Annotated in this window: 17 protein-coding genes and 1 pseudogene; 9 read left to right on the top strand and 9 right to left on the bottom strand. The window is 70.2% G+C overall.

Annotation, left to right across the window (positions count from 1 at the left end; translation table 11 throughout):
- The first annotated feature begins 251 nt into the window (after positions 1–251).
- Positions 252–839 (top strand): RNA polymerase sigma factor ShbA, encoded by a 588-nt coding sequence (gene shbA, locus ACFQE5_RS06605; RefSeq protein ID WP_379583921.1) that lies wholly within the window; start codon positions 252–254, stop codon positions 837–839.
- A 22-nt stretch (positions 840–861) separates the two neighbouring features.
- On the opposite strand, the gene ACFQE5_RS06600 is transcribed toward shbA, so the two are convergent.
- Positions 862–1,317 (bottom strand): pyridoxamine 5'-phosphate oxidase family protein, encoded by a 456-nt coding sequence (locus ACFQE5_RS06600; protein ID WP_379583919.1) that lies wholly within the window; start codon positions 1,315–1,317, stop codon positions 862–864.
- 108 nt (positions 1,318–1,425) lie between these two features.
- On the opposite strand from ACFQE5_RS06600, the gene ACFQE5_RS06595 reads away from it, so the two are divergent.
- Positions 1,426–2,655, top strand: coding sequence for an acetyl-CoA C-acetyltransferase (locus ACFQE5_RS06595; RefSeq protein WP_379583917.1), 1,230 nt, complete (start codon positions 1,426–1,428; stop codon positions 2,653–2,655).
- A 95-nt stretch (positions 2,656–2,750) separates the two neighbouring features.
- Here the strand turns inward: ACFQE5_RS06595 and ACFQE5_RS06590 are convergent, their stop codons facing one another.
- Together ACFQE5_RS06590 and ACFQE5_RS06585 are read right to left on the bottom strand one after the other, a co-directional pair.
- Entirely contained in the window at positions 2,751–3,560 is an 810-nt protein-coding gene (locus tag ACFQE5_RS06590) for a Bax inhibitor-1/YccA family protein (protein WP_379583915.1), read from the bottom strand.
- Between the two features lie 132 nt (positions 3,561–3,692).
- Positions 3,693–4,112, bottom strand: coding sequence for a hypothetical protein (locus ACFQE5_RS06585; protein ID WP_379583913.1), 420 nt, complete (start codon positions 4,110–4,112; stop codon positions 3,693–3,695).
- Positions 4,113–4,189: 77 nt separating this feature from the next.
- Here ACFQE5_RS06585 and ACFQE5_RS06580 point away from each other — a divergent pair, with 77 nt between their 5' ends.
- A complete protein-coding gene (locus ACFQE5_RS06580; RefSeq protein ID WP_379583911.1) occupies positions 4,190–4,684 on the top strand; it encodes an OsmC family protein in 495 nt (164 codons plus the stop codon).
- Positions 4,685–4,782: 98 nt separating this feature from the next.
- Here the strand turns inward: ACFQE5_RS06580 and ACFQE5_RS06575 are convergent, their stop codons facing one another.
- A complete protein-coding gene (locus ACFQE5_RS06575; RefSeq protein ID WP_379583909.1) occupies positions 4,783–5,106 on the bottom strand; it encodes a DMT family transporter in 324 nt (107 codons plus the stop codon).
- Between the two features lie 345 nt (positions 5,107–5,451).
- On the opposite strand from ACFQE5_RS06575, the pseudogene ACFQE5_RS06570 reads away from it, so the two are divergent.
- Positions 5,452–5,668, top strand: a pseudogene (locus ACFQE5_RS06570) (formylglycine-generating enzyme family protein); the annotation flags it as partial.
- A 242-nt stretch (positions 5,669–5,910) separates the two neighbouring features.
- On the opposite strand, the gene ACFQE5_RS06565 reads toward ACFQE5_RS06570, so the two are convergent.
- The gene (locus ACFQE5_RS06565) at positions 5,911–6,384 is read right to left on the bottom strand and encodes an ArsI/CadI family heavy metal resistance metalloenzyme (RefSeq protein WP_379583907.1); all 474 of its coding nucleotides are present in this window, start codon (positions 6,382–6,384) and stop codon (positions 5,911–5,913) included.
- A 71-nt stretch (positions 6,385–6,455) separates the two neighbouring features.
- On the opposite strand from ACFQE5_RS06565, the gene ACFQE5_RS06560 reads away from it, so the two are divergent.
- From ACFQE5_RS06560 to ACFQE5_RS06545, 4 genes are read left to right on the top strand one after another with little or no spacing between them, the layout of a single operon-like run.
- On the top strand, positions 6,456–6,818 hold the full coding sequence (locus ACFQE5_RS06560) for an ArsR/SmtB family transcription factor (RefSeq protein ID WP_379583905.1): 363 nt from the start codon (positions 6,456–6,458) through the stop codon (positions 6,816–6,818).
- A complete protein-coding gene (locus ACFQE5_RS06555; RefSeq protein WP_379583903.1) occupies positions 6,815–7,030 on the top strand; it encodes a hypothetical protein in 216 nt (71 codons plus the stop codon). Before ACFQE5_RS06560 ends, ACFQE5_RS06555 begins: the two co-directional genes overlap by 4 nt.
- Before the next feature lie 11 nt (positions 7,031–7,041).
- Positions 7,042–7,455, top strand: coding sequence for an arsenate reductase ArsC (locus ACFQE5_RS06550; RefSeq protein WP_379584069.1), 414 nt, complete (start codon positions 7,042–7,044; stop codon positions 7,453–7,455).
- Between the two features lie 2 nt (positions 7,456–7,457).
- Positions 7,458–8,462 (top strand): hypothetical protein, encoded by a 1,005-nt coding sequence (locus ACFQE5_RS06545; protein ID WP_379583901.1) that lies wholly within the window; start codon positions 7,458–7,460, stop codon positions 8,460–8,462.
- A gap of 63 nt (positions 8,463–8,525) precedes the next feature.
- Here the strand turns inward: ACFQE5_RS06545 and ACFQE5_RS06540 are convergent, their stop codons facing one another.
- The 4 genes from ACFQE5_RS06540 to ACFQE5_RS06525 form a co-directional block, all read right to left on the bottom strand.
- Positions 8,526–8,831 (bottom strand): metal-sensitive transcriptional regulator, encoded by a 306-nt coding sequence (locus tag ACFQE5_RS06540; protein ID WP_379583899.1) that lies wholly within the window; start codon positions 8,829–8,831, stop codon positions 8,526–8,528.
- Positions 8,832–8,954: 123 nt separating this feature from the next.
- Complete coding sequence (locus ACFQE5_RS06535; RefSeq protein WP_379583897.1) at positions 8,955–11,312, bottom strand: heavy metal translocating P-type ATPase; 2,358 nt, start codon at positions 11,310–11,312, stop codon at positions 8,955–8,957.
- A gap of 41 nt (positions 11,313–11,353) precedes the next feature.
- Positions 11,354–12,178 (bottom strand): hypothetical protein, encoded by an 825-nt coding sequence (locus ACFQE5_RS06530; protein ID WP_379583895.1) that lies wholly within the window; start codon positions 12,176–12,178, stop codon positions 11,354–11,356.
- 46 nt (positions 12,179–12,224) lie between these two features.
- Positions 12,225–12,437 (bottom strand): heavy-metal-associated domain-containing protein, encoded by a 213-nt coding sequence (locus ACFQE5_RS06525; protein ID WP_379583893.1) that lies wholly within the window; start codon positions 12,435–12,437, stop codon positions 12,225–12,227.
- A gap of 231 nt (positions 12,438–12,668) precedes the next feature.
- On the opposite strand from ACFQE5_RS06525, the gene ACFQE5_RS06520 reads away from it, so the two are divergent.
- Positions 12,669–12,935, top strand: coding sequence for a CDGSH iron-sulfur domain-containing protein (locus ACFQE5_RS06520; protein WP_379583891.1), 267 nt, complete (start codon positions 12,669–12,671; stop codon positions 12,933–12,935).
- The last annotated feature ends 15 nt before the right edge of the window (positions 12,936–12,950 follow it).

The following is a 12,950-nucleotide window of genomic DNA, read 5'->3' as shown; positions in this document are numbered from 1 at the left end:
CGGCGGACGACCATGCACCCACGTTGCTCACCTGCCACCTCTCCGACCAGCTCCACATCTCCACGACACGCTCAGCTGATCCAGCAGGGAGTCGATGGGCGGGACATCGTCCGTCCCGCCGACGAGCGCGCGGAAGGGGGGAACTGTCTGTGCAGCCGCTCGGAGAGGGCGACGAATCCGGGTTCGCTCCGGTCAGACGGCCAGGCTGGGCCCGCTGGTGCCCGACGGATCCGAGGCCATCGGAGTCGCCCTTGACCCAGACGCCGGAAGCCGCCGATTGCGAACCCGAGATCAACCGGCTGGCCCGCGCCGCCGGCATGGGCGACCAGGACGCACTCGCCCGGCTGCTCGCGATCGTGAATCCGCTGGTGATGCGCTACTGCCGGGCCCGCCTCAGCGGTCATCAGGATGGGCTACAAGGCCCGGAGGACGTCGCGCAGGAGGTGTGTCTGGCACTCTGTTCGGCCCTGCCCCGGTTCCGGCTCGGGTCGACCCCGTTCATGGCGTTCGCCTACGCGATCGCCTCGAACAAGGTCGCTGACGCATTCCGTGCCGCGCGGCGCGACCGGTGCACGCCGACGGACATCCTCCCCGAGCGCATCGATGATCGGTCCGGCCCGGAGGCGCTGGCCGTGGACGGCGACGGCGTCCGGCACCTCTCGCAGCTGCTCGACCGGCTGCCCGAGGTGCACCGGGAGATCCTGCTGCTTCGCCTGGCCCTGCAGTTCTCGGCGGACGAGACCGCGCAGATCGTGGGGATGAGCCCCGGGGCGGTCCGGGTGGCGCAGCACCGCGCGCTGACCAAGCTGAGGCAGTGGATCGCCGGGCCGACCACCTAGCGGGGTCTACCTGCGCGGCACGCTATTCGCGTTCGACTCGGCGCAGGCCCGTTCCGGGCCGCCACGTCTCGATCACGAGCCGGTCGCCCTCGTCGTTCAACCCGGTGAGGACGACCTCCTCGATGTCGGCGCGGAACCCGTCGCCTGCGGTCGGCCCGGCAAGCGCGCCGGTGGGTATCGCGCGTCCGGAGATCTTGGCGTCACCCGGCCAACGTGCGGCGTCGTCCTGCGGCGGGTCGACCGACGCGCTGTGCAGGGCGAACCGCGGGTCGCGGCGTAGGTCGGCGCCCTTGCGGGCGCCGGGCATCGACCCGAAGGTGAGTTCCCCCTCGGCGAACTCGGCTTCGATCCCGCTGATCCGGGGCGAACCGTCGGCCCGCAGCGTGGCGATCGTCTTGTGCTTGTGCGCGTCGAGGATCTTCCGGACCCGGTCCGCGAACTCGGGCGCCGACCCGTTGACGTCCTTCCAGGTGGCCATGCGGCTCATCGTGGACCAGCACCCCGACAGAAAGCCGGCGCCGAAGGGACCCGCACCGGCCGTAAGGTCGAGCTGACGAGGTCTGTTGCGTCTTGGAGGAGAAGGACCATGCCCGAAGCAGTGATCGTCGCAGCGGCGCGATCCCCGATCGGCCGCGCGTTCAAGGGCTCGATGACCACCATCCGGCCCGACGACCTGACTGCACAGATCGTCCGTGCGGCGCTCGACCAGGTCCCGCAGCTCAGCGCGGGCGACATCGACGACCTCATGCTCGGCTGCGGGCTGCCCGGCGGCGAGCAGGGTTTCAACATGGGCCGCGTGGTCGCTGTGCTGCTCGGCTACGACACCCTGCCGGGCACCACCATCACCCGGTACTGCTCGTCGTCGCTGCAGACCACCCGGATGGCGTTGCACGCGATCAGGGCCGGCGAGGGTGATGTGTTCATCTCCGCCGGTGTGGAGACCGTCTCCCGATTCGCCAAGGGCAACTCCGACTCGCTGCCCGACACCCACAACCCGATCTTCGCCGACGCCGAGGCGCGCACCGTCGAGGCCGCGGCCGGCGGGGCCGAGGGGTGGGCGGATCCGCGGGCCGACGGCCGGCTGCCCGACATCTACATCGCCATGGGCCAGACCGCGGAGAACCTCGCGCTCCGCATGGGGGTCACCCGCGAGGACATGGACCACTTCGGCGTCCGCTCGCAGAACCTTGCCGAGAAGGCCATCGCCGACGGGTTCTTCGCCCGCGAGATCACCCCCGTCACCCTCCCGGACGGGACCGTCGTCTCGCGCGACGACGGCCCCAGGGCCGGAGTGACCTATGAGGCGGTCAGCCAGCTCAAGCCGGTGTTCCGGCCCGACGGCCGGGTCACCGCGGGCAACTGCTGCCCGCTCAACGACGGCGCCGCCGCACTCGTGGTCATGTCCGACACCAAGGCGCGCGAGCTGGGCATCACGCCGCTGGCCCGGGTCGTCTCGACCGGTGTCTCAGCGCTCTCGCCGGAGATCATGGGCCTCGGCCCGGTCGAGGCCTCCCGGCAGGCGCTGGCCCGGGCGGGCATGACCATCGACGACGTCGACCTCGTCGAGATCAACGAGGCGTTCGCCGCGCAGGTCCTTCCCTCGGCCCGTGAGCTGGGCATCGACCCGTTCGACCCCGGAAAGCTCAACGTCCACGGCGGCGCGATCGCAGTGGGCCACCCGTTCGGGATGACCGGTGCCCGGATCAGCACGACACTGATCAACGGCCTGCGCACGCGCGACAAGCAGATCGGTCTGGAGACGATGTGCGTCGGTGGCGGTCAGGGGATGGCCATGGTCATCGAGCGGCTCAGCTGACCCCGGAACAACGAACGCCGCGGACGTTCGCTCTCGCGAGCGGCGTCCGCGGCGCCGACGGCCGAGGGAGGGGGGATCACCCGGCCGTGCCTCAACTAGTCCTGTCGCAAATAGGACAGCAGACGCAGGATCTCGATGTACAGCCAGACCAGCGTCGTCATCAGGCCGAAGGCGATGTACCAGGCGAACGAGGCCGGTGCGCCCCCACGAATCGCCTGGTCCGCCATGTCGAAGTCGAGCAGCAGACTGAACGCGGCCACCCCGATGACGACCAGGCTGAAGATGATCGCGAGCGTGCCGCCGCTGCGCAGCCCGAGGTCAGCACCGAACAGGTTGCCGATCAGGTTGGCCAACATCAGCACGACGACGCCGACCATCGCGCCCATCAGCCACTTGGTGAACCGCGGCGTGACGCGGACGGCGCCCGTCTTGTACACGACGAGCATTCCGACGAACACTCCGGCGGTGCCGATCAGGGCCTGGAAGGCGATCCCGGGGAAGTAACTGTTGATCACCCCGGCGATGCCCCCGAGCGCGACGCCCATGGCGGCGGAGTAGGTCAGCACGAGCGCCGGGTTGCTGCTCTGCTTGAAGATGACGATCAGCGAGACGACGAAGCCGACAATGAACGCAGGCAACGCGACCCAGGCGAAAGCGGGCCCGGCGAGTGCCGTCAGCACCCCGGCGACGATGGCGATGCCGGCGCTGATCGCGGTCTTGGTGACGACATCGTCGATGGTCAGCGGGCGCTCGCCAGCGCCTGCCCGCCCGTATCCGGCCTGCGCGGCGTGCGCATCGGCATAGGCGGTGGCACCGCCCATGGTGCTGCCCTGGTGGCCGAACGTGGCGTACCCGCCCTGCCCGCCGGGCAGGTTGCGGAACGCCGGGTTGCTACTGGTGCGCACCTGGATCCTCCTGATAACGCGGGTGAGCGTCCATGCAGTTCAACGCGGGGGTGGCACGGATGGTTCCCCGCAAGGGTAAAGCCAACTTTACTCTCCCCGGCCGACCCGGCAGCGCCTCCCCGCGGCACAGGGTCAGGCGACCGCACGGCCGCTTCCTGGCGGGTCGATCGCAATCCCGACGGCCTCGACCCCGGCCTCGGCGAGCAACCGCGCGAATGCTCGTTCGCTGCTGGCCTCCGCCGTCGCGACCAACGGATCGGCATCGACGCCCACGGCTCGGCACACGTCGACGAGCACATCGTCGTAGGCGGACTGCAGGGCGATCCGGCGCAGCCGGGTGCGCGGGCGTGAGCTGCGCAGTTCCCCACGCAGCCTCCGCAGGTCGGTGACGAGCGATTCCAGTGGCGGCCCGGCCGGAGCGGAAGCGCGGCGGAGCCGCCACCCGGCGACGATCGTCGGCACGCCCAGGGCCGCCCGGAACAGAACTATCGGCGCCACCGTGATCAGGACGTAGACCACCACGCCCCACCACAGCGGACGGTCTCCCGTCACAGCGACAGGGTACCGCCGGAGGATGCTACCGGGAGGCGTCCCTGGGAACTGGCCGCTTCGGCGATAGCGTCGCGGTCATGAGCGACGACGACATGGCCGGCATCGGCTCGCTCGTACACCGCTATCGCGCGACCTCCACCTGGTCGGGGTCGACCGGCGCGGGGTATCGGGAATACGACCGGGCGCACAGCGGGGCGGCGCCACCGGCGAAGGCCGACCTGCGGCTGAGTGCCGACCCCGCCTTCGGCGGCGACTCCGGGCTGCTCAACCCCGAGCAGCTCGTCGTGCTCGCGGCGTCGTCGTGCCAGCTGCTGTCGTTCCTCGCGGTCGCCGCCCGCGCCCGGCTGGACGTGCGCGACTACCGCGACGAGGCGGAGGCCTCGATGCCCGAGGCCGACCGGCCGATCCGGCTCGCCGAGATCGTCCTGCGGCCGCATATCTTCCTGGCCGAAGGTCCGACCGAGGAGCAGGTCCGTCATCTCGTCGAGGTCGCGCACCGGGAGTGCTTCATCGCCAACAGCCTCACGACCCCGGTGCGGGTGGAACCCGTGATCACCTTCGTCCCGGCCTGAACGGCATGATCGCCCGTTGGGCGGCTTCCGCCGCGGCGTTCGCGGTCGCAGCTGCCCAACGGGCGATCTTCCGTAGCGGCGCACGGCGGCGGACGGCGCTACCGCGCCCCACCGGCCTCGAGCAGCACGACGCCGACGACCACGGCCACCAGGCCGCCGACCTGCATCCAGGTCAGCCGCTCCCCGAGGAACGTCGCGCCGATCAGGGCGACGAGCGTCACCCCGGCCGCCGCCCAGATGGCGTAGGCAACGCCGACGGCCAGGCCGAGCTTCAGCACCTGAGCCAGCAGGAAGAACGCCAGCACGTAGCCGACGACCACGATGATCGACGGAACCAGCTTGGTGAAACCCTCGGAGAGCCGGAGGCTGATCGTCGCGCAGACCTCCGACGCGATCGCGCCGGCCAGGAAAACCCAGACCATGTCCCTCCGTAGGCCGACAGCGGGATCCACCGGCGCATCCGCGTCCCGATCAGCGCCGGATTCGCACCATATCCGGATCGGCCAACGGTTTCCCGGCGACAGTCATGCCGGGCAGGTCCGGGCGCAGGTGGTGGTCCGGTACCGGGGAGGCCGACCTGGACGTCGCCGTCGTCGGCGACTGCGTCCATGTGGCCTGCAAACCGGACCACAGCACCCACAGCGCGCCGCTCGACCACGGTCGGTACGGTCGGCCCAACCATGGGGACGAGCGCAGCACCCGAGACGGTCGCCGTGCCGCCCGGCCGGGTGACCCTGTCGGACCGACGAACCCCGCAGCCGCGGGCAGGCGGCAAGCGGCCCAACCCCTGGGGCCTGCACGACATGCTGGGCAACGTCTGAATGGTGCTGGGACCTCTACGACCCCGAGGTCTACGGCCCCTACCGGGTCCTGCGCGGCGGCGGCTGGTTCGCCGAGCACTGGCGCTGCCGGGCCTCCGTGCGCCGGCGCAGCCACCCGACCCTCCGCATCGACGACGTGGGGTTCCGCATCGTCCGCGGGTGACTCCGCTCGACCGACCCCCGGCAAGAGGATCTCAGCGACGACCGGGCTCGGCGGTACCACCACTCGCTGGCCGTCGCCGGTTTCTCTCCGTCACTGCACCTGAACCTGGCCGATGTCTACCGTCGGCTCGGCGACCGGGAGCGGGCACGTCAGCACCTGGCACGAGCCCGAGAGGTCGTCAGCTGAGGACGACGGATACGGCCAGATGATTCGAGGCGGCATCGCTCGATGTGCGGCCCGGCTCAGCGGCAGCACTCCACGGCGCCCTCCTCGCTGAGACCGGCCGGCACCCCGCACTCGCACGACGCCTGCGCCGAGACCCCGACCGGATGGATCGACGTGGCATCGGGCGCGTCGGCCTTCACCGTGTAGACCTCCCACGGCTCGCGGCCCGGCCCGTGCACCCACACCTTGTCCTGCAGCGCGTAGCAGCACGTCGTGTCATCCTCGACCTGGGTGAACAGCCCAAGACCGGACAGCCGCTCGGTGGCCGCGTGGACCTCGTCGGTCGTCTCGACCTCGATGCCGAGGTGGTCCATCGCGGTGGGCTCACCGGCCGGACCCTCGATGAGCACCAGCTTCAACGGCGGTTCGACGATCGCGAAGTTGGCGTAGCCGGGCCGGCGCTTGGCCGGCTCCACGCCGAACAGCGACCGGTAGAAGTCGATCGACCCCTCGAGGTCGGCGACCCGCAGGGCGAGCTGGACACGAGACATGACCCCTCCTTGTTTCGAGAAACATCGAGACAAGCGTTGCACCCTTCATCGAAGGCTGTCAACATAGATGTATGTCGAAGCAAGAGCTTCCGGTTGCGGACGCGACCGCCGAAGCATGCTGCTCCCCGCTGACCACCGAACCACTCGGTGCGGAGCGGGCCACCGAGCTGGCCCGCGTGTTCAAGGCGATGGGCGACCCGGTCCGGCTGCGACTGCTGTCGATGATCGCCTCGCATCAGGGCGGGGAGGCATGCGTGTGCGAGCTGACCGGGGTCTTCGACCTGAGCGGCCCGACGATCTCCCACCACCTCAAGGTGCTGCGTGAGGCGGGTCTGATCTCCGGTGAGCGCCGCGGGACGTGGGTCTACTACCGCGTGCAGCCGGACCGGATTCACCAGGTGTCGGCGCTGCTCGACCTGGACGCCGTGTCGTGACGTCGGTTCCGCCGACCCGTCGGCTGCTCACCGAAGCGGTCGGGACGGCGCCGCTCGGCACCATCGTCATCGGCTCCGGGATCGCGGCTGCGCGGCTCTCGCGCGGTGCCGTCGGCCTGGTCGTCGCGCTCCACCCGACTCGCGCCACCGCACTCGACACCACGTCCGCGGCCGTGGCGCGGCGCCTGTCCCCCACCGTTTCCGAGGAGTGACCGTGTCCGACCTGCCCGACCTTCCCGAGGTCCTGTTCGTCTGCGTGCACAACGCCGGCCGCTCCCAGATGGCCGCAGCGCTGCTGCACCACCACGCCGCCGGCCGCGTCCGGGTCAGCTCCGCCGGTTCGGCTCCCGCGGACGAGATCAACCCCGCGGTCCGCGTCGTCATGGCCGAGCTCGGGATCGACCTTTCCCACGAATTCCCCAAGAAGCTCACCACCGACGCCCTGCAGGCCGCCGACGTCGTCATCACCATGGGCTGCGGTGACACCTGCCCCGTGTTCCCCGGCAAGCGCTACCTCGACTGGCAGCTCACCGACCCCGCCAACCGCAGCGTCGACGAGGTCCGCCCGATCCGCGACGAGATCGACTCTCGGGTCCGCGAGCTGCTGCGCACGCTCGTGGCGGAGCCGGCGGTCTAGCCGTGGCCGGCCCTGGACGCACGTGCCCCCTCGCCTACCGCCACCAGCCCGAGGACCTCGCCGGTCCCCCGGTCTTCGAGACCACGACGCTCTATGTCGTGGGCGGCCTCTACGGCAACACCCACGCCCTCGATGCCGTCCGCACCCGCGCCGCCGCCGAGACCGCCCGGACCGAGATCGTGTTCAACGGCGACTTCCACTACCTCGACACCGACCCCGAACTGTTCACCGCCATCGAGGAGGGCGTCCATGCCCACCACGCCACGCTGGGCAACGTCGAGTACGCCCTGACCGCGGATGACGACACCCTCGGCTGCGGCTGCGACTATCCCGACTACGTCGCCGACCCGGTCGTGGCCAACTCCAACCTCGTGCTCGCCCAGCTCCGGGCCAGCGCCGGCCTCACCGACGCCGTTCGAGCCCGGCTCGCCGCTCTGCCCCACCACCTCACCGTCACCGTCGGCGGATACCGCGTCGGGATCGTCCACGGCGACCCGGAGAGCCTGGCCGGCTGGCGCCTCGCCCTCGAAGCCCTCGACCCACCCGACGAGCAGGCCCGCACCGAGACCGGCTTCACCGGCCCGGCCACGACCTCGGAAACCGTCGTCGACTGGTGCCGCCGCGCCGACATCACCGCCCTGTGCTGCACCCACACCGGCCTGCCCTACACCCAGGATCACACCGCTGACGGCGCCCGGTACCTGGTGGCGAACAACGGAAGCGCCGGCCTGCCCAACTTCACCGGGCGGCGCATCGGGGTCATGACGCGGCTCTCGGCCGACCCTCACCCGCCCACGGACAGCCTCTACGGCACCGCCCTCGACGGGCTCCGCGTCGACGCTCTCCCGGTTCGCTACGACCACGACCGCTGGTCCGAAGACTTCCTGCGCTGCTGGCCCGCCGGCTCCCCCGGCCACGACAACTACGCAGCCCGCAACGACGCCGGCACGTGGCTCACCGTCGACCGCGCTGCCCGCGGCGGCGTGCGGTGCACGCGCGTGCCCTGAGCCCACAGCCGAAAGCTGTGGTGATCTCCGTGCGGAGCCGGAGCGGGATACGCGATCTGCCGCTCAGGACCGGACGAGGCGGGCGACTGCTTCGTAGGCTTCCTTGATCTTCTCGTCCGCTTCGGGGCCTCCGGCGGCGGCGGCGCGCAGCACGCAGTGCTGCAGGTGCTCTTCGAGCAACCCGAGAGAGACCGCCTGAAGGGCCTTGGTGACGGCGGATATCTGCTGGAGGATGTCGATGCAGTACCTCTCGTCCTCGACCATCCGTTGCAGCCCTCGGGCTTGTCCTTCGATACGGCGCAGCCGCTTGAGGTAGTCGTCCTTGCGGTGCAGGTAGCCGCGCTCGAGGGCGTGGTCGGCGGTGTCCATGAGGGTCCTTCGTTCAGCATTCGCGCCGCCCATAGTCTACTCGGGTGTAGTAGCTGCTCGACCGTGCCGACGGAAGCACATTGGCAGGTGGCACCGATGCGCGAGCGGCCTGCCGGATCATGGTCAGACCTCGCTCGTCGTACGGGTCTCGGGGGTGGCCGCCTTCTCGGGTGTGCTGTTGGCGGCCTGGAAGCGGCGCAGCCGCTGGCTGTTGGAGACGACGAACACCGAGGAGAACGCCATCGCCGCGCCGGCCAGCATGGGGTTGAGCAGACCCGCCGCCGCGAGCGGCAGGGCCGCGACGTTGTAGGCGAAGGCCCAGAACAGGTTGGTCTTGATCGTGCCCAGGGTCTTTCGGGAGAGCCGGATCGCGTCGGCGGCAGCGCGCAGATCGCCGCGGACCAGGGTGAGGTCGGAGGCCTCGATGGCCACGTCGGTGCCGGTGCCCATCGCCAGGCCGAGGTCGGCCTGAGCCAGGGCGGCGGCGTCGTTCACGCCGTCGCCGACCATCGCCACGGACTTGCCCTCGGCTTGGAGCCGCTTGACGACATCAACCTTGTCGGCAGGCATCACCTCGGCGATCACGGTGTCCGGGCCGGGGTCGATCCCGACCTGTTCGGCGACGGCCGCCGCGACGGCGGCGTTGTCGCCGGTGAGCAGCACCGGGGTCAGGCCCAGCTCGCGCAGCTGCCGGATGGCGTCGGCGGAGGTGGGCTTGATCGCATCGGCGACGACGAGGACGCCGCGGGCCTTGCCGTCCCAGCCGACGGCGACAGCGGTCTGCCCCTTCTCCGCCGCGGCGGTCATCGCCGCGTCGAGCTTCGGAGGCAGGTGCTGCGACCATTCGGCGAGCAGCCTGGGCCGGCCGACGAGCACCGCCCGGCTGGAGTCCCCGTCGGCGACGATGCCTTGGACGCCGAGTCCTTCGAGGTTGGCGAAATCCTCCACCGTGGGCAGGTCGCCGACACGCTCGGTCGCGCCCCTGGCGATGGCCTGGGCGATCGGGTGCTCCGACGCGTTCTCCAGAGCACCGGCGAGGCGCAGCAGCTCGTCGGTGTCCTCGCCGTCGGCGACGATCGCGTCGATGAGGGTCATCTGCCCGGTGGTGACGGTTCCGGTCTTGTCCAGCACCACGGTGTCCACCCGGCGGGTGGTCTCCAGCACCTCGGGGCCCTTGATGAGGATGCCGAGCTGGGCGCCGCGCCCGGTGCCGATCATCAGCGCCATCGGCGTGGCCAAACCGAGCGCACACGGGCAGGCGATGATGAGCACGGCGACGGCGGCGGTGAACGCGGAGGCGAGGGGCCCGCCGGTGCCGGCCCAGAACCCGAAGGTGGCGAAGGCCAGCAGGATCACGATGGGTACGAAGATGCCGGCGATACGGTCGGCCAGTCGCTGTGCTGCCGCCTTCCCGTTCTGCGCGTCCTCGACCAGCTTCGCCATCTGCGCGAGCTGCGTGTCCGATCCGACACGGGTGGCCTCGACAACGAGCCTGCCACCGACATTCACGGTGGCGCCGACCACGGCGTCGCCAGGGCCGATTTCGACGGGCACCGACTCGCCGGTGATCATCGAGGCGTCCACGGCGGACGAGCCCTCCACGATGCGTCCGTCGGTGGCGATCTTCTCGCCTGGCCGGACGATGAACCGGTCGCCCACGACGAGCTGGTCGATGCCGATGCGCTCCTCACGCCCATCGCGCAGGACGGAGACCTCCTTGGCGCCGAGCTCCAACAGGGCACGCAGCGCGGCTCCCGCGCGGCGCTTGGAGCGGGCCTCGAAGTAGCGGCCGAGCAGGATGAACGTGACGACCCCCGCGCCGACCTCCAGGTAGATGTTGGCCGCGCCGTCTCCGCGGGCGATGGTGAGCTCGAACGGGTGGGTCATCCCCGGCTCTCCGGCGGTGCCGAAGAACAACGCATACAGCGACCACAGCAGCGCCGCGCCGGTACCCATCGAGATGAGCGTGTCCATCGTGGCGGTGGCGTGTTTGAGGTTCGCCCACGCGGCCCTGTGGAACGGCAGCCCCGCCCACACGATGACGGGTGCGGCGAGGGTCAGCGAGAGCCACTGCCAGTAGGTGAACTGCAGGGCGGGGATCATCGCCATCGCGATCACCGGCACGCTCAGTACCGCGGAGACGATCACCCGGTTGCGCAGCGCACGAACGGGCGCGTCCTCGTCCGTGTGGTCCGACGTGTCCGAGCCGGCAGAATCCGACCGGGAGGCCGCCGGTCGCGAGGCCTTCGCGGTGTAACCGGCCTGCTCGACCGCTTCGATCAGGTCTTCCTGCCGGACGTTCTCGTCGTAGGTGACCTTGGCCTTCTCGGTCGCGTAGTTGACGATCGCGGTCACACCGTCGAGCTTGTTCAGCCGGCGCTCGATGCGGCTCGCGCACGAAGCGCAGGTCATCCCGCCGATCGTGAGCTCGACCTGGTTACCAGCGCCCGGGGCTGGGGTCACGTCACTGAGCGCACTCATCGCTTGTCCTTTCTGGTGGAACGCTTCGCCGGCGGCGATCGTCAGTCGTGGTCGCCGTGGCCGCCGGAGTCCTCGCCGCCGCCATCGGGCGCGGAGCCTGTGGCGTGCTGCGTGAACTCGACGGTGCGCACGACGTCCTCGTGCTGGAAGTCGAGGAACAGGCGGTACGGGCCCGCCGACGGGGTGGTGACGATGAAGGTGATGTCCGGACCCGGTGTGGTGGTGCCGTCGCCCGGCTCACCCTCGGGGTGAACGTGCAGGTAGCCGAGGTCGCCGACGCGCAGGGCCACGAGGTGGCCGTAGGCGGCCAGATAGGGCTGCAGGTCGATGACCGGCTCGCCGTCCCGCCTGACGGTGAGGGTGAGCGCGCGGGCCTCGCCCGGCACCAGGTCGCCGTCGAGGGTGACGGTGTAGTCGCCGGCCTGCGCGGTCCGGTTCGGTTCCGGGAGGGGCCGCGGGTCGTAGGGGCCGCCGACGGCGGCGTCGATCCCGAGCGTCGTGGTCCTGGCCTGGCCCGTGGGGTGGAAGTCGGCGACGAGCCGCCAGCTGCCGGGGGCCAGGTCGAGTTCGGTGCTCCAGGTTCCGGACTCGTCCATCACGGGATGCACATGCTGGAAACCCGTGGTGTCGCGGTTCACCGCGATGAGGTGGAGCTCCTTGTCGTGCGTGGGATCGAACTCGGTCACCGGCTGCCCATCGGGGCCGGTGATCTGGAAGGTCACCGTCCGGGTGCCGGCGTCGAAGATGGTCGAGTCGAGGGTCAACGTGTAGCCGTGTTCGGAGACCAGCAGCCCGCCGGGCCCGCCGTGGCCTTGATGACCGGCCTGCTCGTCGCCACCGGGTCCGTGGTCGTGTTCGTTCGTCATCTCGTGTCCGCCTGAGTGGTGTGAGTCGTGGATGCGCCCTGATCGGTCAGCGCCCGTCGGCGAGGCTGTAGCCGGCGTCGGCGACCGCTTCACGGATGCGCTCGTCGGAGACGGGCTCGTCGCTGGTCACGGTGAGCCGGCCGGAGGCGAGATCAACATCGACATCGGTGACGCCGGGAACCTCGCTGACCTCCTCGGTCACCGACAGCACGCAGTGGCTGCAGGTCATCCCGACGACGGTGTAGTTCGCGGTGCTCATGGTGGTTCTCCTTCGTCGGCTGGTCTCGGGTTCCGGTACGGGGTCAGGTGCGAACGGGGTGGGCGATGGCGTCGGAGACCTTCCTGACCTCCTGCTCGGCCCAGCTGCGCCAAACCCGTACTTCAAAACACTATACCCCTGTGGAGTATGTATGGATACTATACCCGCCCACGGTATCAATGCGGGATGCGGTCGACGCCCCGCGACCGCGAGCAAGTGAAGGAGGACGCGATGTCAGCGCATCGGACAGCCATCTCGCAGGAGGACACCATGCCGACCGTGATCAAGACGGTGAACAACGGCCCACTCCGGATCAAGGGCGCGTTCCGGGTCGTCGACCACGACGGCACCACCTATGACCTTGACGGCCGTCGCACGGCGTCCCTGTGCCGCTGCGGCCACTCCAGCAACAAGCCCTTCTGCGACGGCACTCACAACAAGGTCGGCTTCACCACCGACGACCAGAAGCCTGCCTCGCCGGAAGACGACCAGAACTGACCTGACCCCACCGGC

The organism is Pseudonocardia hispaniensis (genome assembly GCF_042658695.1).
Classification (GTDB): domain Bacteria; phylum Actinomycetota; class Actinomycetes; order Mycobacteriales; family Pseudonocardiaceae; genus Pseudonocardia; species Pseudonocardia hispaniensis.
Note: the sequence above shows the minus strand (reverse complement) of the source record. Positions and strands in the feature narration are given on the sequence as shown.

Excerpts from the sequence above, each read along its gene's own strand:
- ACFQE5_RS06600 (WP_379583919.1), bottom strand. The coding sequence starts at position 1,317 with ATGGCCACCTGGAAGGACGTCAACGGGTCGGCGCCCGAGTTCGCGGAC.
- ACFQE5_RS06595 (WP_379583917.1), top strand. The coding sequence starts at position 1,426 with ATGCCCGAAGCAGTGATCGTCGCAGCGGCGCGATCCCCGATCGGCCGC.
- ACFQE5_RS06580 (WP_379583911.1), top strand. The coding sequence starts at position 4,190 with ATGAGCGACGACGACATGGCCGGCATCGGCTCGCTCGTACACCGCTAT.
- ACFQE5_RS06575 (WP_379583909.1), bottom strand. The coding sequence starts at position 5,106 with ATGGTCTGGGTTTTCCTGGCCGGCGCGATCGCGTCGGAGGTCTGCGCG.
- ACFQE5_RS06565 (WP_379583907.1), bottom strand. The coding sequence starts at position 6,384 with ATGTCTCGTGTCCAGCTCGCCCTGCGGGTCGCCGACCTCGAGGGGTCG.
- ACFQE5_RS06560 (WP_379583905.1), top strand. The coding sequence starts at position 6,456 with ATGTCGAAGCAAGAGCTTCCGGTTGCGGACGCGACCGCCGAAGCATGC.
- ACFQE5_RS06540 (WP_379583899.1), bottom strand. The coding sequence starts at position 8,831 with ATGGACACCGCCGACCACGCCCTCGAGCGCGGCTACCTGCACCGCAAG.
- ACFQE5_RS06535 (WP_379583897.1), bottom strand. The coding sequence starts at position 11,312 with ATGAGTGCGCTCAGTGACGTGACCCCAGCCCCGGGCGCTGGTAACCAG.
- ACFQE5_RS06530 (WP_379583895.1), bottom strand. The coding sequence starts at position 12,178 with ATGACGAACGAACACGACCACGGACCCGGTGGCGACGAGCAGGCCGGT.
- ACFQE5_RS06525 (WP_379583893.1), bottom strand. The coding sequence starts at position 12,437 with ATGAGCACCGCGAACTACACCGTCGTCGGGATGACCTGCAGCCACTGC.
- ACFQE5_RS06520 (WP_379583891.1), top strand. The coding sequence starts at position 12,669 with ATGTCAGCGCATCGGACAGCCATCTCGCAGGAGGACACCATGCCGACC.